Below are 18,447 nucleotides of genomic sequence, written 5' to 3'. Positions count from 1 at the left end.
AGGTTCTATATTCGAACGAATCGCCAAGGAGCTCACCATGGGCCTGTTGATCGACGGACGCTGGCATGACCAGTGGTATCAAAGCAGCAAAGACGGTGCGTTCCAGCGCGAAAATGCGCAGCGACGCAACCAATTGCCCGCGGCCGAAGCCGGGCGCTACCACCTGTATGTGTCCCTGGCCTGCCCCTGGGCCCACCGCACCCTGATCTTTCGCAAGCTCAAAGGGCTGGAAAGCCTGATTGATGTCTCGGTGGTCAGCTGGCTGATGGGCGAAAACGGCTGGACCTTCGACACCCACCTGGGTTCTACCGGCGACAAGGTCGAGCACCTGGATTTCCTCCATCAGCGCTATACCCGTGACGACCCGCATTACACCGGCCGGGTCACCGTGCCGGTGCTGTGGGACAAGCAGGAGCAGCGCATCGTCAACAACGAGTCGGCAGAGATCATCCGCATCTTCAACCATGCCTTCGATGACTTGACCGGCAACCGCCTGGACCTCTATCCGGAGTCCCTGCAGGGCAAGATTGATGCGCTCAACGAGCGGATCTACCCAGCCATCAACAACGGCGTGTACCGCGCAGGCTTTGCCACCTCGCAACAGGCGTACGAGCAGGCGTTTGATGAGGTGTTTGCCGAGCTGGACTGCCTGGAAAAGCATCTGGGCGAGCACCGCTACCTGGCCGGCGAATACCTGACCGAGGCTGACTGGCGACTGTTCACCACGCTGATTCGTTTTGACGCGGTGTACCACGGGCACTTCAAGTGCAACCTGCGGCGCCTGGCCGATTATTCGAACCTGTCGAACTGGCTACGCGAGCTGTACCAGTGGCCGGGAGTGGCCGAGACGGTGAACGTCGAGCATATCCAGAAGCACTATTACATGAGCCACAAGACCATCAACCCGAACGGGATTGTGCCTAAAGGGCCGTTGCAGGATTTTACGCGGGGACATGATCGGGAAAGGCTGGCGGGGAAAGGGATCTGGAGCAAGGCTGGGGTTTGAGGGTGTGCTCGGTGGCCTCATCGCCAGCTATGCCGGCTCCCACAATGATCAAGGTGATACACGACCTTTGTGGGATCCGACATAGCCGGTGATTGGCTTCAGCCTTGAGAGCCTTCGAACCAGGCCAGCTTGTCACGCAGCTGGACCACTTCGCCGACGATAACCAGCGTCGGTGCATGGACTTCATGCTCAGCCACCAAGGTAGGCAGGTCAGCCAGCGTACCGGTGAACACCCGCTGGTTCGGCGTGGTGCCCTGCTGAACCAGCGCCGCTGGCGTATCAGCAGCACGACCGTGACGAATCAGCTCGGCGCAGATGGTCGGCAAGCCGACCAGGCCCATGTAGAACACCAGAGTCTGCGCCGGGGCGACCAGGTCGTTCCATGGCAGGTTGCTGGTTCCGTCCTTGAGGTGCCCGGTGACAAAGCGCACAGACTGCGCGTAGTCACGATGGGTCAGCGGAATCCCGGCATACGCCGAGCAACCACTGGCAGCCGTGATACCCGGCACCACCTGGAACGGAATGCCCTGCTCGGCCAGTTCTTCGATCTCTTCGCCACCACGGCCGAAAATGAACGGATCACCGCCCTTGAGGCGCAACACCCGCTTGCCCTGGCGTGCCAGGTCCACCAGCAGCTGGTTGATCTGATCCTGCGGCACGGCATGGTCGGCGCGGCGCTTGCCGACGTAGATGCGCTCGGCATCACGGCGGCACAACTCGATGATGGCCGGAGCCACCAGACGGTCGTACAGCACCACATCGGCCTGCTGCATCAAGCGCAAGGCGCGGAAGGTCAGCAGATCCGGATCACCGGGGCCCGCCCCCACCAGGTACACCTCACCGGGTGCCTGATAGGTTGCGCCGTCGATCTTGGCCTGCAGCAAACGCTCGGCTTCAGCCCCCTGCCCGGCCAGTTGCCGCTCGGCAATCGGGCCCTGGAACACATCTTCCCAGAAGCCACGACGCTGATTGACGTCCGGATAGAGTGCCTTGACCTTGTCGCGAAAGCGCGCACCGAGCCCGGCCAGTTCGCCATAGGCCGCCGGAATCCAGGTTTCCAGCTTGGCCCGGATCAGCCGCGCCAGCACCGGCGCATCGCCGCCGCTGGACACCGCCACCACCAATGGTGAGCGGTCGACAATGGCCGGGAAGATCACCGAGCACAGCGCAGGCGCATCCACCACATTGACCGGCACGCAGCGCTGGTGAGCATCCGCCGAGACCTGAGCGTTAAGCGCCTGGTCATCGGTTGCGGCAATGATCAGCTGGCAACCGTCAAGGTCGCCCGGCTGATAACCACGGCAGAGCATTTCACCACCGCTGTGCCGGACCAACTCGGCCAGTTGCGCTTCAATTTCGGGCGCGACCACCCGCAGCACCGCGCCGGCATCGGCCAGCAGACGCGATTTGCGCAGGGCAATTTCGCCTCCACCGACGACCAGCACACGGCTGCCGCGCAGTTTGTGAAACAGCGGCAGAAACTCCATTTAAGCGATGACCTCCAGGCCACCCATGTACGGCTTGAGCACCTCCGGTACACGGATCGAGCCGTCGGCCTGCTGGTAGTTTTCCAGCACCGCTACCAGCGTACGCCCGACTGCCAGGCCCGAACCGTTGAGGGTGTGGACCAGCTCCGGCTTGCCGGTTTCCGGGTTGCGCCAGCGCGCCTGCATGCGACGGGCCTGGAAATCACCGCAGTTGGAGCACGAGGAAATCTCGCGGTATTTGTCCTGGCTCGGCACCCAGACTTCCAGGTCGTAGGTTTTGACCGCGCTGAAGCCCATGTCGCCGGTGCACAGCGCCAGTACGCGGTACGGCAGCTCCAGTGCCTGCAGCACGCGCTCGGCGTTGGCAGTCAGGCCTTCCAGGGCTTCCATGGACTTGCCCGGCTCGACTATCTGGACCATCTCGACCTTGTCGAACTGGTGCTGACGGATCATGCCGCGGGTGTCACGACCCGATGCGCCGGCTTCACTGCGGAAGCACGGGGTATGGGCGACGAACTTGATCGGCAGCTGCTTGGCATCGAGGATCTCGCCGGCAACGATGTTGGTCAGCGACACTTCGGCAGTCGGGATCAGGTAGAAGTCAGCTTCGCCTTCGCGGCTGATCTTGAACAGGTCTTCCTCGAACTTGGGCAACTGGCCGGTGCCTTGCAGCGCCGGCGCCTGAACCAAGTACGGAGTGTAGGCTTCTTCGTAACCGTGCTCGCTGGTGTGCAGGTTGATCATGAACTGCGCCAGGGCGCGGTGCAGGCGTGCGATCGGGCCGCGCAGCAGGGCAAAACGGGCGCCCGACAGCTTGGCAGCGGTTTCGAAGTCCAGGCCACCGCTGATCTCGCCCAGAGCGACGTGGTCTTTGATTTCGAAATCGAAGCTGCGCGGGGTGCCCCAGCGACGCACTTCAACGTTGTGGTCTTCGTCGGCACCGACCGGTACGCTTTCGTCCGGAAGGTTCGGAATGCCCAGCAAGATCGAATCCAGCTCGGCCTGAATGCCGTCCAGCTCGACTTTACCGCTGGCCAGTTCGTTGGCCATGCGCTCGACGTCGGCCATCAGCGGCGCGATGTCTTCGCCGCGGGCCTTGGCCTGGCCAATGGACTTGGAACGGGCATTACGCTCGGCCTGCAGTTGTTCGGTACGGGTCTGCACCACCTTGCGGCGTTCTTCCAGTGCCTCGATGCGCGCGACATCCAGGCTGAAGCCACGGGAGGCCAGGCGGTCCGCCACTTCCTGAAGTTGGCCGCGTAACAGTTTGGAATCGAGCATGTCGTTCTCTCGTTGGTTCAGAATTTGGTCAAAGACAGGCCGGCCCAGGTTGCGAGCAGCCCGCCAAATACGCTGATGCCGGCATAGCCGAACGCCAGCGGCGCCTGCCCGCTTTCGAGCAGGCGCACGGTATCCAGTGAAAAGGATGAAAATGTCGTCAGACCGCCGAGAAACCCGACGATCAGGCCCGCGCGCAGCTCGACCGGCACCAGCGGGCGATGCAGAAACAACCCGTAGAGCAGGCCGATCAGCAGGCAGCCAATCAGATTGACCGCCAGCGTACCGAGATAGAAGTGGCGTGGCCAGTGGGCGTTGACCCAATTGGCCGTGGCAAAGCGCAACAAGGTGCCGGCAATGCCTCCCGCGCTGACGGCGGCGATCACGGCAATCATGGTTTTCTCCGTTGCCGCGGGCTGTTGCGGTCGAGTTCGGCCAGGTGCTTGAGCTTCTCGCCGATCTTCAGCTCCAGGCCGCGCGGCACCGGTTGATAGTAGTGGCGCGGCTCAAGGTTGTCGGGGAAGTAATCTTCGCCGGCAGCATAGGCATCCGGCTCATCATGAGCGTAGCGGTATTCGTCGCCATACCCCAGTTGCTTCATCAGCTTGGTCGGGGCGTTGCGCAGGTGCAGCGGGACTTCCAGCGAACCGTGCTCGCCGGCTTCGCGCAGGGCAGTCTTGAAGCCCATGTACACCGCGTTGCTTTTCGGTGCGCAGGCCAGGTAGGTAATGGCCTGGGCCACCGCCAGCTCGCCTTCGGGGCTGCCCAGGCGCTCCTGCACGTCCCACGCCGCCAGGCACAGGCTGAGGGCGCGCGGGTCGGCGTTACCGATGTCTTCGCTGGCCATGCGCACTACGCGCCGGGCGATGTACAACGGGTCACAGCCGCCGTCGAGCATGCGCGCAAACCAGTACAGCGCACCATCGGGATTGGAACCGCGCACCGACTTGTGCAGTGCCGAGATCTGGTCGTAGAAGGCTTCGCCGCCCTTGTCGAAGCGGCGACGGCTGTCCCCGAGCAGGCTCTGCAGCAGCTCGACAGCGATCTCGCCGCCGTCTTCAGCCAGATCCGAGGCGTTTTCGAGGAAGTTGAGCATACGCCGGCCATCGCCGTCAGCGGCGGCCATAAGCATCTGGAAGGCTTCGTCGCCGACGCGCAGCTGGCGCTTGCCCAGGCCGCGCTCTTCGGTGAGGGCGCGGTTGACCAGCTTGCGCAGCGCCGCTTCGTCGAGGCTTTTCAGCACATACACCCGCGCCCGCGACAGCAGCGCGTTGTTCAGCTCGAACGAGGGGTTTTCAGTGGTGGCACCGATGAAGATCAGCGTGCCGTCCTCGACGTATGGCAGGAAGGCGTCCTGTTGCGACTTGTTGAAGCGGTGCACTTCGTCGACGAACAGGATGGTGCGCCGCCCGTATTGACCGGCCTGTTGCTTGGCGATCTCCACCGCGTGGCGGATTTCCTTGACCCCGGCCAGCACCGCCGAAACGGTCTCGAAGTGGGCATCACAGAACTGCGCCAGCAGCCGCGCCAAGGTGGTCTTGCCAACCCCGGGCGGGCCCCAGAAGATCATCGAGTGCAGTGCGCCCGCTTCCAGTGCCTCGCGCAGCGGCTTGCCGCGGGCCAGCAGGTGCTCCTGGCCAACGTACTCGTCCAGGTTGGCCGGGCGCAGACGCGCGGCCAGGGGCTGGGCTACGGGGTCACTACGAAACAGGTCCATGGACGGCGTTACAACCTCTTACTCGGAAATGACATCCGCGCCTTTGGGGATATCAAACTTGAATTTGCTCGCCGGAATGGCCTCGTTGGCTTTCACCCCGGTGAACAGAATGTTAGTACGCTGACCGACGCTATCGATCAGTTGCATGTCATTGACCAGACCTTTACGGAACGATAGACGCAACGAGTCGAACAGCGTGTCTTTGGTTTTCGGCTTGAGGGTGAAGTCCATGACATCGCCCTGCTCCTTGGAGGTGATGTCGAAGCTCTGGCTGATCTTCGATACGTCACCGGACAGCAGCAGTGCCGGGGTTTCGGTCAGGCGCTGGTCGAGCTTCTTGATGGTCGCCTGTTCCAGGTCCGGGTCCCACAGGGTGACCGTCTTGCCGTCCGACACCACCACCTGCTCTTGCGGCGCATCAGTGTGCCAGTAGAACAGGCCCGGGCGCTGTACCGACATCTGCCCTGCGGTTTCCTGCAGGCTGGTGCCGCTGGCGTCCAGGGTCAGCTGCGAGAAGCGCGCTTCGATGGTCCGGGACTTTTCCAGCAACTGGGTCAAGCGCGCCACATCCTGCTCGCCAGCGAATACCGACGCGCTGGACAGGGCCAAAGCGGAAACCAACATCATGCGAATCAGGCGCATGGCAATCCTCGTTGCAGTATGAATGGGCCTGTGGCCGTCAGGGGCCACAGGCTGGGTGGTTCATCAGTCGCGGGACGGCCCGGGGGCAATCACTTCGCGCGAGCCGTTGGTGTTCATGGCGGTGACCACACCGGCCATCTCCATCGCCTCGATCATCCGCGCGGCGCGGTTGTAGCCGATTTTCAGCTTGCGCTGCACGGCAGAGATGGAAGCACGGCGGCTTTCCAGAACGAATTGTACGGCTTCATCGTACAGCGCGTCGGTTTCGGCATCATCGCCGTCACCACCGCCGCCACCGCCTTCAAAGCCGCTACCGGCTTCTTCGACGCCGTTGAGGATGTCGTCGTTGTAGTCCGGCGCGCCACGCTGCTTCCACGCCTCGACCACACGGTGAACCTCGTCATCGGAAACGAAGGCACCGTGAACACGAATCGGCAGGCTGGTACCTGGCGGCATGTAGAGCATGTCACCGTGGCCGAGCAACTGTTCGGCGCCACCCTGGTCGATGATGGTCCGCGAGTCGATCTTGCTCGATACCTGGAAGGCCATCCGGGTCGGGATGTTGGCCTTGATCAGGCCGGTGATGACGTCCACCGAAGGCCGCTGGGTGGCGAGAATCAGGTGGATACCGGCGGCACGGGCCTTCTGGGCAATACGGGCGATCAGCTCTTCGACCTTCTTGCCGACGATCATCATCATGTCGGCGAATTCGTCGACCACCACCACGATGGTCGGCAGGGTTTTCAGCAGCGGCGGCACGTCGTCCATGCTTTCGCGCTTGAACATCGGGTCGTAGATCGGCTCGCCCGCTTCCTCGGCGTCTTTGACCTTGCGGTTGAAGCCCGCCAGGTTACGCACACCCATGGCCGCCATCAGCTTGTAGCGCCGCTCCATCTCGGCCACGCTCCAGCGCAGGGCGTTGGCGGCGTCCTTCATGTCGGTGACCACCGGGCAAAGCAGGTGCGGAATGCCTTCGTAGATCGACAGTTCAAGCATTTTCGGGTCGATCATGATCAGCTTGGCGTCTTCCGGGCCCGACTTGAACAGGATCGAGAGGATCATGGCGTTAACGCCCACCGACTTACCGGAACCGGTGGTACCGGCTACCAGCAGGTGCGGCATCTTCGCCAGGTCGGTGATCACCGGCTTGCCGCCGATGTCGTGCCCCAGGGCCATGGTGACTGGCGACTTGGCTTCGTCGTATTGCGGCGACGACAGCACTTCGGAGAAGCGCACGATCTGCCGGTCTTCGTTGGGAATCTCGATACCGACGGTAGTCTTGCCGGGAATCACTTCAACCACGCGCACGCTGGTCACTGCCAGCGAACGGGCAAGGTCCTTGGCCAGGTTGGCGATGCGGCTGACCTTGACGCCTGCGGCCGGCTGGATTTCGTAACGGGTGATCACCGGGCCCGGGTGGATGGAGTCTACCGAGACTTCAACACCAAACTCCTTGAGCTTGATTTCCAGCAGGTGACCGACACCGGCCAACGACTCGGGCGAGTAATTGACCTGCTTTTTCTCGGCAGGGTCGAGGATCGAGATCGGCGGCAGGGTGCCTTCGATGGCACTGTCGACAAACAGCGGTGCCTGCTTTTCCTTCTGTACGCGCTTGCTCGGCTCAGGTGCTTTGGCCGGGGCCGGCATGATCACCGGCGCAGGCTGCTGCGCGCGCTCGGCCACATGCTTGGTCAGGGCCTGGTCACGCTCGATGATGCGTTCCTTGGCCTTGGCCTGCTCGCGGCGATCGGACACCACCGGTGCGACGACCTCCTGGACCTGGTCATCGACCTCGCGAAGTTGCGCCACCAGGCGCTTGCGCTCGTTGCGCGCCGCCCACCAGCGATTGGCCGCGCCCTGGAACAGCTCGAACAGGTCGAGGGTGATCTTGCCCGTCACATCCATGACCTTGAACCACGACAGGTCGGTAAACACCGTCAGGCCAAACAGGAACAGGGCAATGAACATCAGGGTACTGCCCTGCACGTTCAGCGCGTTCTTGGCCAGGTCGCCCAGGCTTTCGCCCAGCGCACCGCCCGCCGACGCCGGCAGGCTGGAGGCGGAATGGAAATGGATATGGGCCAGCGCGGCACCGGATAGCACCAGGAACACCAGGCCGATCAGGCGCCAGGAGAACAACCAGCCGCTCCACTGCCACGGCTGGTGACGCTCGCGGAAGATCTGCCAGGTCTTGATCGCCAGCAACAGCGGGAAGATGTAGGCGAAGTAGCCCAGCACCATGAACAGCACATCGGCGAAATAGGCACCGGCACGCCCGGCCGCATTCTGCACCTGTTCGACGTTGCTGGTGTGGCTGAAGCCCGGGTCGGCCTGGTCATAGGTCAGCAGGGCCATCCACAAGTACAGGCACAGCGCCCCCATGGCGATCAGCGCGCCTTCCTTGAGGCGATAATGCAGCTGCTGGCGCCACTGCGGCACAGGCAAGGGATTCGGTGTAGCGGTGGATTTCTTCAAAACGCGTCTATTCCTGCGCTCAATGCGCGTCCAACAGTGATTGACCTATTTGAACAGTCAACAAACCATTACTTTTAACATTACTGCCCGCCTACCGCCATGGCGGCACGCCAGAAACACGCGTAAACGGGGGCCAATTTCCTATATCGCAATTTGAGCACGCATTCTCTTTTGTGACAAAGGCTTATGCGGGGTTTTTACGCAAGTGTGACAACAAAGCCCCAAGCAAGTTGCTAAGGCCCTGGAATGGAGCGATGCTGGGTGCCCTGCCCTTCTCCATCACAGAATGACAATGCTGACCTGGTTGAGCCGCGACTCCCTGACGTTCCCTGCGCTGGACAAAGCCATGCGCGATCCCAACGGCCTGCTTGCCGCAGGCGGCGACCTGAGCGCCGAGCGCCTGGTGCAGGCCTACCGCCACGGCTGCTTCCCCTGGTATCAGGACGGCCAGCCGATCCTCTGGTGGTCGCCCGACCCGCGCACCGTGCTGTTTCCCGATGAGCTGCATGTGTCGCGTTCGCTGCGCAAGTTCATCCGCCAGGGCCATTACCAGGTCAGCTTCGACCAGGACTTTGCCGCCGTGATCCAGGCCTGCGCCGCACCCCGTGACTACGCCGACGGCACCTGGATCACCGACAGCATGCAGGCCGCCTACCTCAAGCTGCACCAGCAGGGCTTTGCCCATTCAGTCGAGGTGCGCCAGAACGACGAACTGGTCGGCGGCCTCTACGGGCTAGCCATGGGCCGGTTGTTTTTCGGCGAATCGATGTTCAGCCGCGCCGACAATGCCTCCAAGGTCGGCTTTGTGGCGCTGGTTGAGCACCTGCAGCAGGCCGGGTTCGTGCTGATCGACTGCCAAATGCCGACCGATCACCTGCACAGCCTCGGGGCCCGGGCGATTGCCCGGGCCACCTTTGCTGATTATCTGCAGCGTTACCTGGATCAACCCAATAGCGCCACCTGGGTTTGCTAGGCGAGTTTTTCCAGCTGGCTTACACTTAAATCTAAAGCACCTCCCGAGGGGTTGATCATGACAGAGTTGGCGCGGTTGAAGTTTTATGCCACTCAACCCCATTCCTGCAGCTACCTGCCAGACGAACAGGCCACCACGCTGTTTCTCGATCCGAGCCAGCCGATGGATGTGAATGTCTATGCAGACCTGTCGGAGATGGGTTTTCGGCGTAGCGGTGACCACCTGTATCGCCCGCACTGCCAGAACTGCAATGCCTGCGTGCCGGCGCGGATACCGGCTGCGCGCTTTCTACCCAACCGCCAGCAAAAACGTATTCTCAAACGCAATGCCGACCTGACGGTCAGCGCTGCGCGCCCGAGCTTCAAGGAAGAATACTTCGACCTGTACCGGCGCTACATCGAGCAGCGCCATGCCGATGGCGACATGTACCCCCCGAGTCGCGACCAGTTCGCCACCTTTCTGGTTCGCGACCTGCCGTTTTCACGCTTCTACGAGTTCCGCCTGGGCGAGCGCCTGGTCGCCGTGGCGGTCACCGATCTGCTGCCCAATGGCCTTTCGGCGGTTTATACCTTCTACGACCCCGACGAAGAGCGGCGCAGCCTCGGGCGCTTTGCCATCCTTTGGCAGATCACCGAAGCCTTGCGCCAGGGCCTGGACGCGGTGTACCTCGGCTACTGGATCAAAAACTGCAAAAAAATGAACTACAAGACCCAGTACCGCCCGATCGAGCTCCTGATCAATCAGCGCTGGGTAACACTCAATTGAAATCATTGGCTTAAAGCCCATTTTTCGGGCACAATGCACGCCACTTTTTTTGCCTGGCGCAGTCGTGCACCGGGCCATTAACTGGACACCGAGGGCTTTACTGCATGTCGAAAGAAGACAGCTTCGAAATGGAAGGCACTGTCGTCGACACCCTGCCCAACACCATGTTCCGTGTGGAGTTGGAAAATGGGCACGTCGTTACCGCGCATATCTCTGGAAAAATGCGCAAGAACTACATTCGTATTCTGACCGGTGACAAGGTCCGCGTCGAACTGACGCCTTATGACCTGAGCAAGGGGCGCATCACCTACCGCGCCCGCTAAGCGACACCAACAAAAACGCCCGGCTATATGCCGGGCGTTTTTGTTGCTTCATCCAGACACCTGTCAGGGGCGGAGTTATCCGCCCCCTCAGGACGTCAGGCCATTTCAGCGGTGGTCTCGAACTCGAATACCAGCTCGCCATCGCGGATGTCGATGTGCACCACACCGCCGTGCTCGGCCAACTCACCAAACAGGATCTCTTCAGCCAGAGGCCGCTTGATCTTGTCCTGGATCAACCGCGCCATAGGTCGCGCGCCCATCATTGCGTCATAACCGCCAGCTGCCAGCCAGCTACGCGCCGCATCGCTCACCTCAAGCAACACGCGCTTGTCTTCCAGTTGCGCCTGCAGTTCGATGAGGAACTTGTCCACCACGCTCTTGATCGTCTCGTGACTGAGGCGGCCAAACTGGATAATGGTGTCCAGACGATTGCGGAACTCTGGCGTGAAGCTCTTCTTGATCACTTCCATGGCGTCGGAAGAGTGATCCTGCTGGGTGAAGCCGATCGAGGCTCGCGCAGCGGTTTCAGCACCGGCGTTGGTGGTCATGATGACGATGACGTTGCGGAAGTCCGCCTTGCGCCCGTTGTTGTCGGTCAGGGTGCCGTGGTCCATCACCTGCAGCAGCAGGTTGAAGACTTCCGGATGCGCCTTCTCGATTTCATCGAGCAGCAGTACGCAGTGCGGCTGCTTGGTGATCGCTTCGGTGAGCAGGCCGCCCTGGTCGAAACCGACGTAGCCCGGAGGCGCACCGATCAGACGCGAAACGGTATGACGCTCCATGTACTCGGACATGTCGAAACGCACCAGTTCGACGCCCAGCGCCTTGGCCAGTTGCCGTGCCGCTTCGGTTTTACCGACACCGGTAGGCCCTGCGAACAGGAACGAACCGACCGGCTTGTCGGGCGACTTCAGCCCTGCACGCGACAGCTTGATGGCGGTCGCCAGCGAATCGATCGCCGCATCCTGACCAAACACCGTCAGCTTCAGGTCACGCTCAAGGTTACGCAGCAGCTCTTTGTCGGAGCTGGTGACGTGCTTCGGCGGAATCCTCGCGATTTTGGCGACAATGTCTTCGACTTGCGGCACGTCGATACGCTTGACGCGCATTTCGACCGGTTGCAGGCGCTGGTAGGCACCCGCCTCGTCGATCACATCGATGGCCTTGTCGGGCATGTGGCGATCGTTGATGTAGCGCGCAGCAAGCTCAGCGGCTGCACGCAGCGCTTCATCACTGTATTCGATGTTGTGATGCGACTCGAAACGCCCCTTGAGCCCACGCAGGATGCCCACGGTGTCTTCCACCGACGGCTCGCTGACATCAACCTTCTGGAAACGTCGCGCCAGGGCACGGTCTTTCTCGAAGATCCCGCGAAATTCCTGGAACGTGGTTGAGCCGATGCAACGGATATCACCCGAAGACAGCAGCGGCTTGAGCAGGTTGGACGCATCCATCACCCCGCCGGATGCAGCACCGGCACCGATAATGGTGTGAATCTCGTCAATGAACAGAATCGCCTGCGGACGTTTTTTCAGCTCGCCGAGCAACGCCTTGAAGCGCTTCTCGAAGTCACCACGGTACTTGGTACCGGCCAGCAAGGCGCCCAGGTCCAGGGAGTAGACCACGCTTTGTGCCAGCAGGTCCGGCACCTGACCATCGACGATGCGCTTGGCCAAGCCTTCGGCAATGGCAGTTTTACCGACACCGGCCTCACCGACCAGCAACGGGTTGTTCTTGCGCCGACGCGCGAGGATCTGCGCTACGCGCTCCACCTCAAGCTCACGCCCGACCAGCGGATCAATGCGCCCCTGACGGGCCTGCTCATTGAGGTTGCTGGCATAGGCATCCAGCGGATTGCCCGAGGATGAGGTTTCACCACCCTCTTCGTCCTGCATGTCCTGCTCACCGTCGGAGTGCTCACCATGACCCGGCACCTTGGAAATGCCATGGGCGATGTAATTGACCACATCGATACGTGCCACGCTCTGCTGCTTGAGCAGAAACACAGCCTGGCTTTCCTGTTCGCTGAAAATCGCTACCAGTACATTGGCGCCGGTGACTTCACGTTTGCCCGAGCTCTGGACATGGAATACTGCGCGCTGCAACACCCGCTGAAAGCCCAGGGTCGGCTGGGTTTCGCGATCCTCGTCGTGCACGGGGATCAACGGCGTGGTGGAGTCAATGAACTCCTGCAGGTCGTGTTTGAGTTTGTCGAGGTTCGCGCCGCAGGCGCGCAAAACGGTCGCGGCGGCCTCATTATCCAATAGTGCCAGCAGCAGGTGCTCGACGGTCATGAACTCATGACGTTTCGAGCGCGCCTCCTTGAAGGCCAGATTGAGGGTGACTTCGAGCTCGCGGTTTAACATAGCTTCACCTCATACCCAAGTGGTCGGCGATTAACCGTCCTTCTCGATTTCACAGAGTAGCGGATGCTGGCTTTCTCTCGCGTATTGATTGACCTGCATGGCCTTTGTTTCGGCGATGTCGCGGGTAAACAATCCGCACACTGCCCGTCCTTCTGTATGAACGGCCAGCATGACCTTGGTCGCCAGCTCGCGATTCAGGTTAAAAAACACCTCGAGCACTTCGACGACGAAATCCATCGGTGTGTAGTCATCGTTGAACAAAACCACCTTGTACATCGGTGGTGCCTGCAGGGCCGGTTTGGCCTCCTGTACCGCCAGGCCAGAACCATCGTCCTCATGCGATTGCGGGCGATCCTGATTGAATGTTAGTCGAATCTGGCTATGTGCATGCATGGAAAGAATTTCATCATTTCGACAGGTTGGATTATGGATTGACTGCACAGGCGACGCGGGACTGCCGTCACCTCACCTTGACTATCGGCAAAACGGTGTTACAACCAATAAGAACCCACCGTGGTCGATAAAGATCCGCGCAGTCAACCAAATTTTCGCAGGTTCATATGCGGATGGAGTGGATGATACTCCAGTGATGGAGTCCTTTGCAGAGGGATATGAGGATGGCAAGCGGTAAAGTCAAGTGGTTCAACAATGCCAAGGGCTATGGATTCATCAATGAAGAGGGGAAAAGCGAAGACCTCTTCGCCCATTACTCGGCTATCGAGATGGACGGTTATAAAACCCTGAAGGCCGGACAGGCCGTCAGCTTTGAGATCATCCAGGGGCCAAAGGGACTGCATGCGGTGAAGATCACCGGCGCCAAAGCAGCCACCGATCCGGTAGCCGCACCATCCACTACCGCCACTACTACCGCCTAAACACTGCAACTCAACAGCAACACAGTACATAAAAAAGCCGGCCCGTTCTTGCGAACGGACCGGCTTTTGTTTGCCTGGCTTACATGTGCTTGATCAGGGCCTCACCGAAACCGGAGCTGCTGACCAGGGTGGCGCCGTCCATCAGGCGCTCGAAGTCATAGGTCACGGTCTTGGCCTTGATGGCGCCGTTGGTGCCCTTGATGATCAGGTCCGCCGCCTCGGTCCAGCCCAGGTGACGCAGCATCATTTCGGCCGAAAGAATCACCGAGCCCGGGTTGACCTGGTCTTTACCCGCGTACTTAGGCGCGGTGCCGTGGGTAGCCTCGAACATCGCCACGGTGTCGGACAGGTTGGCACCTGGCGCAATACCGATGCCGCCCACTTCTGCCGCCAGGGCATCAGAGAGGTAGTCACCGTTGAGGTTAAGGGTAGCGATCACATCGTATTCGGCCGGGCGCAGCAGGATTTGCTGGAGCATGGCATCGGCAATGGCATCCTTGACGATGACCTCGCGACCGGTTTTCGGGTTCTTGAACTTCATCCACGGGCCGCCGTCGAGCAGCTCGGCGCCGAATTCGTTCTTCGCGACCTCGTAACCCCAGTCCTTGAAGGCACCTTCGGTGAACTTCATGATGTTGCCTTTGTGCACAATGGTCAGCGACTTGCGGTCGTTGTCCACGACATATTGCAGGGCCTTGCGCACCAGGCGCTGGGTGCCTTCCTTGGAAACCGGCTTGATGCCGATGCCGCAATCCTGGTCGAAACGGATCTTGGTGACACCCATTTCTTCCTTAAGGAACTTGATGACCTTGTTGGCTTCAGGCGAGCCGGCTTTCCATTCGATACCGGCATAAATGTCTTCGGAGTTTTCGCGGAAGATCACCATGTCGACATCACCCGGTTTTTTCACCGGGCTCGGTACGCCATCGAACCACACCACCGGACGCAGGCACACGTACAGGTCCAGTTGCTGGCGCAGGGCGACGTTGAGTGAGCGGATCCCGCCACCGACCGGCGTGGTCAGCGGGCCTTTGATGGAGACGACGTAATCCTTGACCGCATCCAGGGTCTCCTGGGGCAGCCAGGTATCCTGGTCATACACCTGGGTGGCTTTTTCACCGGCATAGACTTCCATCCAGGAAATCTTGCGCTTGCCCCCATAGGCTTTTTCTACAGCAGCATCGACCACTTTGATCATGACGGGACTGACGTCTACGCCAATGCCGTCGCCTTCGATGAACGGGATGATCGGATTATCAGGAACATTGAGAGAATGGTCCGCATTGACGGTGATTTTGTCGCCGACTGCCGGAACCTTGATTTTCTGGTATCCCATGCTGCACTCCGTTTTTTTTGGTGTGGTACGTCATCTGGATCCCCAGAGCGTACCCCAGTTGCACGGCAACGGGAACCATGGTGGCCAATGCACCATTTTGGGGCCATTGCGCCTACATCTTTGGTCTAAAAAACCCGCAGATGCACGTTGAGATTGATGATTCCGACCAAGGATTTGGTATACTCCGCCGGTGACCAAAGGGTCACTGGGGCAAACCGTCTGAAACGCGACCCCGACCTGACTGGGCTGTTACCGCAGTTCAGCCGTTTGACACTCGACTGATGCAATCCACCATCACCGCACAGAACCCTCGACCTTCTGCTCATAGATGTGTCTGAGCGAAGCGCCTACCCTGCGCACTTCGAGATTCTGCGCACGCTCAGCAAAACAGAGAGTTAACCCGAATATGCCCACCCGATCCAAGATCATCTACACCTTCACCGACGAAGCCCCTGCCCTCGCCACCTATTCACTGCTCCCTATCGTCGAAGCCTTTACCGCTTGCGCCGACATCGCCGTAGAAACCCGGGACATCTCTCTGGCCGGCCGCATCCTTTCTGCCTTCCCTGAACAGCTCGGCGCCGACAAGCAAGTGGCCGACCACCTGGCAGAACTGGGCCAACTGGCTACCACGCCAGAAGCCAACATCATCAAGCTGCCGAACATCAGCGCCTCGGTACCGCAGCTCAAGGCCGCGATCAAGGAACTGCAAGCCAAGGGCTTCAATGTTCCTGACTACCCTGAAGCTGCCAGCACCGATGCCGAGAAAGAAGCCAAGGCTCGCTACGACCGCATCAAGGGCAGCGCTGTAAACCCGGTACTGCGTGAAGGCAACTCCGACCGCCGCGCCCCGCTGTCGGTCAAGAACTACGCGCGCAAGCACCCGCACAAAATGGGCGCCTGGGCTGCAGACTCCAAGTCCCACGTTGCTCACATGAGCCAGGGCGACTTCTACGGCAGCGAAAAAGCCGCGCTGATCGAAGCCGATGACAGCCTGCGCATCGAGCTGCTGGACAAGAACGGCAACACCACCGTTCTGAAAGAAAAGACCGCGGTCAAGGCCGGCGAGATCATCGACTGCGCCGTCATGAGCACCAAGGCCCTGCGCGCCTTCGTCGCCGCCGAAATCGAAGATGCCAAGGCCAAGGGCGTACTGTTCTCGGTACACCTCAAAGCCACCATGATGAAAGTCTCCGACCCGATCATGTTTGGCCAGATCGTTGCCGAGTACTACCAGGACGCGCTGAACAAGCACGCTGACGTACTGGCAGAAATCGGTTTCAACCTGAACAACGGCATCGGCGACCTGTACGCCCGCATCAAAGCCCTGCCGGCCGAGCAGCAAGCGCAGATCGAAGCCGACGTCAAAGCCGTCTACGACGTGCGCCCAGCGCTGGCCATGGTCAACTCCGACAAAGGCATCACCAACCTGCACGTACCAAGCGACGTGATCGTTGACGCCTCGATGCCGGCGATGATCCGTGACTCGGGCAAGATGTGGAACACCGAAGGCCAGCTGCAAGACACCAAGGCCGTGATCCCGGATCGTTGCTACGCAACCATCTACCAGGCTGTCATCGAAGACTGCAAGCAACACGGCGCCTTCGATCCGACCACCATGGGCAGCGTACCGAACGTTGGCCTGATGGCGCAGAAAGCCGAAGAGTACGGCTCGCACGACAAGACCTTCCAGGCCAAGGCCGACGGCGTGATTCGCATCGTTGACGGCAAAGGCAACCTGGTGCTGTCGCAGGAAGTCGAAGCCGGCGACATCTTCCGCATGTGCCAGACCAAAGACGCGCCGATCCAGGACTGGGTCAAACTGGCCGTCAACCGCGCCCGCGCCAGCAACACCCCGGCGCTGTTCTGGCTCGACCCGCAACGCGCCCACGACGGCGTGCTGATCGAGAAGGTCCAGAAGTACCTGAAAGACCACGACACCGCCGGCCTGGACATCCGTGTCCTGTCGCCTGTCGAGGCCATGAAGGTTTCCCTGCAGCGCATCCGCGCTGGCCAGGACACCATCTCGGTCACCGGTAACGTACTGCGCGACTACCTGACCGACCTGTTCCCGATCATGGAGCTGGGCACCAGCGCCAAGATGCTGTCGATCGTACCGCTGATGAACAACGGCGGCCTGTTCGAAACCGGCGCCGGCGGCTCGGCACCGAAGCACGTACAGCAACTGGTCGAAGAAAACTTCCTGCGCTGGGATTCGCTGGGCGAGTTCCTCGCCCTGGCCGCCTCGCTGGAGCACCTGGGCAACGCTTACGCAAACCCCAAGGCCAAGGTACTGGCGGCGACCCTGGATCAGGCCACCGGCCAGTTCCTGGACACCAACAAGTCCCCTGCCCGTAAGGTTGGCGGCATCGACAACCGCGGTAGCCACTTCTACCTGACCCTGTACTGGGCCCAGGCCCTGGCTGCCCAGAGCGACGACGCTGCCCTGCAAGCGCGCTTCGCCCCACTGGCAAAAGCCTTGGCCGAGAACGAAGCGACCATCGTCGCCGAGCTCAACGCCGTTCAGGGCAAGCCGGCAGAAATCGGTGGTTACTACTACCCGGATGCCGAGCTGACCAGCAAGGTGATGCGCCCAAGCCAGACCCTCAACAGCGCGATTGCCGCCCTGTAAGGTTCGCTTGACGTAACATCGAAAGCCCCGGCCACGCACCGGGGCTTTCGCTTTTCCGGACTCAAGGAATCACTGCATGACCTGGCAACCGCACATTACCGTCGCCACCATCATCGAAGACCAGGGCCGCTTTCTCATGGTCGAGGAATTCAAGGCCGGCAAACACGTGTTCAACCAGCCCGCCGGCCACCTGGAGGCCAACGAGAGCCTGCTGGACGCCGCCCGACGCGAAACCCTCGAAGAAACCGGCTGGGACGTCGAGCTGACCGGCATCGTCGGCATCTACCTGTATACCGCCCCAAGCAATGGCGTGACTTACCAGCGCATCTGCTTCGCCGCCCGCCCGCTCAAGCACCACGCCGGGCGCGCGCTGGACAGCGACATCGTGCGCGCCGTGTGGCTGACCCGTGACGAGCTGCTGACCGACCCCGAACGCTGGCGCAGCGAGCTGGTGCCGCGCTGCATCGACGACTACCTGGCCGGGCCGCTGCACAGCCTGGCACTGATCCGCGACTGACAGTGACGATGCCGAGAAGGCCGCAGCCTGATAGAATCGTTGTCTTTTTCCAGAT

At 60.9% G+C, this 18,447-nt stretch carries 16 protein-coding genes; 7 read left to right on the top strand and 9 right to left on the bottom strand.

All coding sequences use genetic code 11. From position 1 onward, the window contains the following. The first annotated feature begins 37 nt into the window (after positions 1–37). Positions 38–1,006 carry a glutathione S-transferase family protein gene (locus DM813_RS17650; protein WP_128324667.1) on the top strand — a complete coding sequence of 323 codons (969 nt, stop codon included), beginning with the start codon at positions 38–40 and terminating at the stop codon, positions 1,004–1,006. Positions 1,007–1,104: 98 nt separating this feature from the next. Here DM813_RS17650 and cysG read toward each other — a convergent pair whose 3' ends face one another. From cysG to ftsK, 6 genes are all read right to left on the bottom strand, one after another. Beyond that, positions 1,105–2,493 (bottom strand): siroheme synthase CysG, encoded by a 1,389-nt coding sequence (gene cysG, locus DM813_RS17645; RefSeq protein WP_128324666.1) that lies wholly within the window; start codon positions 2,491–2,493, stop codon positions 1,105–1,107. Beyond that, positions 2,494–3,774, bottom strand: a complete 1,281-nt coding sequence (serS, locus tag DM813_RS17640; RefSeq protein WP_128324665.1) for a serine--tRNA ligase — start codon at positions 3,772–3,774, stop codon at positions 2,494–2,496. A gap of 17 nt (positions 3,775–3,791) precedes the next feature. Next, a complete protein-coding gene (gene crcB, locus DM813_RS17635) occupies positions 3,792–4,166 on the bottom strand; it encodes a fluoride efflux transporter CrcB (RefSeq protein ID WP_038612780.1) in 375 nt (124 codons plus the stop codon). Next, positions 4,163–5,488: a replication-associated recombination protein A gene (locus tag DM813_RS17630; protein WP_128324664.1), complete on the bottom strand. Its 1,326-nt coding sequence runs from the start codon at positions 5,486–5,488 to the stop codon at positions 4,163–4,165. Before DM813_RS17630 ends, crcB begins: the two co-directional genes overlap by 4 nt. 18 nt (positions 5,489–5,506) lie before the next feature. After that, the gene (lolA, locus tag DM813_RS17625; RefSeq protein ID WP_128324663.1) at positions 5,507–6,130 is read right to left on the bottom strand and encodes an outer membrane lipoprotein chaperone LolA; all 624 of its coding nucleotides are present in this window, start codon (positions 6,128–6,130) and stop codon (positions 5,507–5,509) included. 63 nt (positions 6,131–6,193) lie between these two features. Next, a complete protein-coding gene (gene ftsK, locus DM813_RS17620) occupies positions 6,194–8,629 on the bottom strand; it encodes a DNA translocase FtsK (protein WP_431311996.1) in 2,436 nt (811 codons plus the stop codon). Positions 8,630–8,897: 268 nt separating this feature from the next. Between ftsK and aat the strand changes: the two genes are divergently transcribed. From aat to infA, 3 genes are all read left to right on the top strand, one after another. After that, positions 8,898–9,578 (top strand): leucyl/phenylalanyl-tRNA--protein transferase, encoded by a 681-nt coding sequence (gene aat, locus DM813_RS17615; protein WP_128324661.1) that lies wholly within the window; start codon positions 8,898–8,900, stop codon positions 9,576–9,578. 57 nt (positions 9,579–9,635) lie between these two features. Next, on the top strand, positions 9,636–10,343 hold the full coding sequence (locus DM813_RS17610; RefSeq protein ID WP_128324659.1) for an arginyltransferase: 708 nt from the start codon (positions 9,636–9,638) through the stop codon (positions 10,341–10,343). A 104-nt stretch (positions 10,344–10,447) separates the two neighbouring features. Continuing rightward, positions 10,448–10,666: a translation initiation factor IF-1 gene (gene infA, locus DM813_RS17605; RefSeq protein ID WP_002553999.1), complete on the top strand. Its 219-nt coding sequence runs from the start codon at positions 10,448–10,450 to the stop codon at positions 10,664–10,666. Between the two features lie 95 nt (positions 10,667–10,761). Here infA and clpA read toward each other — a convergent pair whose 3' ends face one another. Together clpA and clpS are read right to left on the bottom strand one after the other, a co-directional pair. Next, positions 10,762–13,032 carry an ATP-dependent Clp protease ATP-binding subunit ClpA gene (gene clpA, locus DM813_RS17600; protein WP_128324657.1) on the bottom strand — a complete coding sequence of 757 codons (2,271 nt, stop codon included), beginning with the start codon at positions 13,030–13,032 and terminating at the stop codon, positions 10,762–10,764. 30 nt (positions 13,033–13,062) lie between these two features. After that, entirely contained in the window at positions 13,063–13,425 is a 363-nt protein-coding gene (gene clpS / locus DM813_RS17595; RefSeq protein WP_009400967.1) for an ATP-dependent Clp protease adapter ClpS, read from the bottom strand. Positions 13,426–13,649: 224 nt separating this feature from the next. Between clpS and cspD the strand changes: the two genes are divergently transcribed. Further along, complete coding sequence (gene cspD / locus DM813_RS17590; RefSeq protein WP_128324656.1) at positions 13,650–13,907, top strand: cold shock domain-containing protein CspD; 258 nt, start codon at positions 13,650–13,652, stop codon at positions 13,905–13,907. A 79-nt stretch (positions 13,908–13,986) separates the two neighbouring features. Here cspD and icd read toward each other — a convergent pair whose 3' ends face one another. Continuing rightward, positions 13,987–15,243, bottom strand: a complete 1,257-nt coding sequence (gene icd, locus DM813_RS17585) for an NADP-dependent isocitrate dehydrogenase (protein ID WP_128324655.1) — start codon at positions 15,241–15,243, stop codon at positions 13,987–13,989. A 406-nt stretch (positions 15,244–15,649) separates the two neighbouring features. On the opposite strand from icd, the gene DM813_RS17580 reads away from it, so the two are divergent. Together DM813_RS17580 and DM813_RS17575 are read left to right on the top strand one after the other, a co-directional pair. Continuing rightward, positions 15,650–17,875: an NADP-dependent isocitrate dehydrogenase gene (locus DM813_RS17580; RefSeq protein ID WP_128324654.1), complete on the top strand. Its 2,226-nt coding sequence runs from the start codon at positions 15,650–15,652 to the stop codon at positions 17,873–17,875. Between the two features lie 76 nt (positions 17,876–17,951). Next, a complete protein-coding gene (locus DM813_RS17575; protein WP_128324653.1) occupies positions 17,952–18,392 on the top strand; it encodes an NUDIX hydrolase in 441 nt (146 codons plus the stop codon). The last annotated feature ends 55 nt before the right edge of the window (positions 18,393–18,447 follow it).

The sequence above is a fragment of the Pseudomonas alkylphenolica genome, assembly GCF_004025535.1.
Lineage (GTDB): Bacteria > Pseudomonadota > Gammaproteobacteria > Pseudomonadales > Pseudomonadaceae > Aquipseudomonas > Aquipseudomonas alkylphenolica_A.
The sequence above is the reverse complement of the archived record's forward strand: the minus strand, read 5'-3'. Positions and strand labels throughout refer to the sequence as shown.

Bases quoted from the DNA above. Each gene is read 5' to 3' on its own strand.
- DM813_RS17650 (WP_128324667.1), top strand. From the start codon at position 38: ATGGGCCTGTTGATCGACGGACGCTGGCATGACCAGTGGTATCAAAGC.
- clpA (WP_128324657.1), bottom strand. From the start codon at position 13,032: ATGTTAAACCGCGAGCTCGAAGTCACCCTCAATCTGGCCTTCAAGGAG.
- lolA (WP_128324663.1), bottom strand. From the start codon at position 6,130: ATGCGCCTGATTCGCATGATGTTGGTTTCCGCTTTGGCCCTGTCCAGC.
- aat (WP_128324661.1), top strand. From the start codon at position 8,898: ATGCTGACCTGGTTGAGCCGCGACTCCCTGACGTTCCCTGCGCTGGAC.
- infA (WP_002553999.1), top strand. From the start codon at position 10,448: ATGTCGAAAGAAGACAGCTTCGAAATGGAAGGCACTGTCGTCGACACC.
- DM813_RS17630 (WP_128324664.1), bottom strand. From the start codon at position 5,488: ATGGACCTGTTTCGTAGTGACCCCGTAGCCCAGCCCCTGGCCGCGCGT.
- cspD (WP_128324656.1), top strand. From the start codon at position 13,650: ATGGCAAGCGGTAAAGTCAAGTGGTTCAACAATGCCAAGGGCTATGGA.
- DM813_RS17580 (WP_128324654.1), top strand. From the start codon at position 15,650: ATGCCCACCCGATCCAAGATCATCTACACCTTCACCGACGAAGCCCCT.
- cysG (WP_128324666.1), bottom strand. From the start codon at position 2,493: ATGGAGTTTCTGCCGCTGTTTCACAAACTGCGCGGCAGCCGTGTGCTG.
- icd (WP_128324655.1), bottom strand. From the start codon at position 15,243: ATGGGATACCAGAAAATCAAGGTTCCGGCAGTCGGCGACAAAATCACC.
- DM813_RS17610 (WP_128324659.1), top strand. From the start codon at position 9,636: ATGACAGAGTTGGCGCGGTTGAAGTTTTATGCCACTCAACCCCATTCC.
- clpS (WP_009400967.1), bottom strand. From the start codon at position 13,425: ATGCATGCACATAGCCAGATTCGACTAACATTCAATCAGGATCGCCCG.
- crcB (WP_038612780.1), bottom strand. From the start codon at position 4,166: ATGATTGCCGTGATCGCCGCCGTCAGCGCGGGAGGCATTGCCGGCACC.
- DM813_RS17575 (WP_128324653.1), top strand. From the start codon at position 17,952: ATGACCTGGCAACCGCACATTACCGTCGCCACCATCATCGAAGACCAG.
- serS (WP_128324665.1), bottom strand. From the start codon at position 3,774: ATGCTCGATTCCAAACTGTTACGCGGCCAACTTCAGGAAGTGGCGGAC.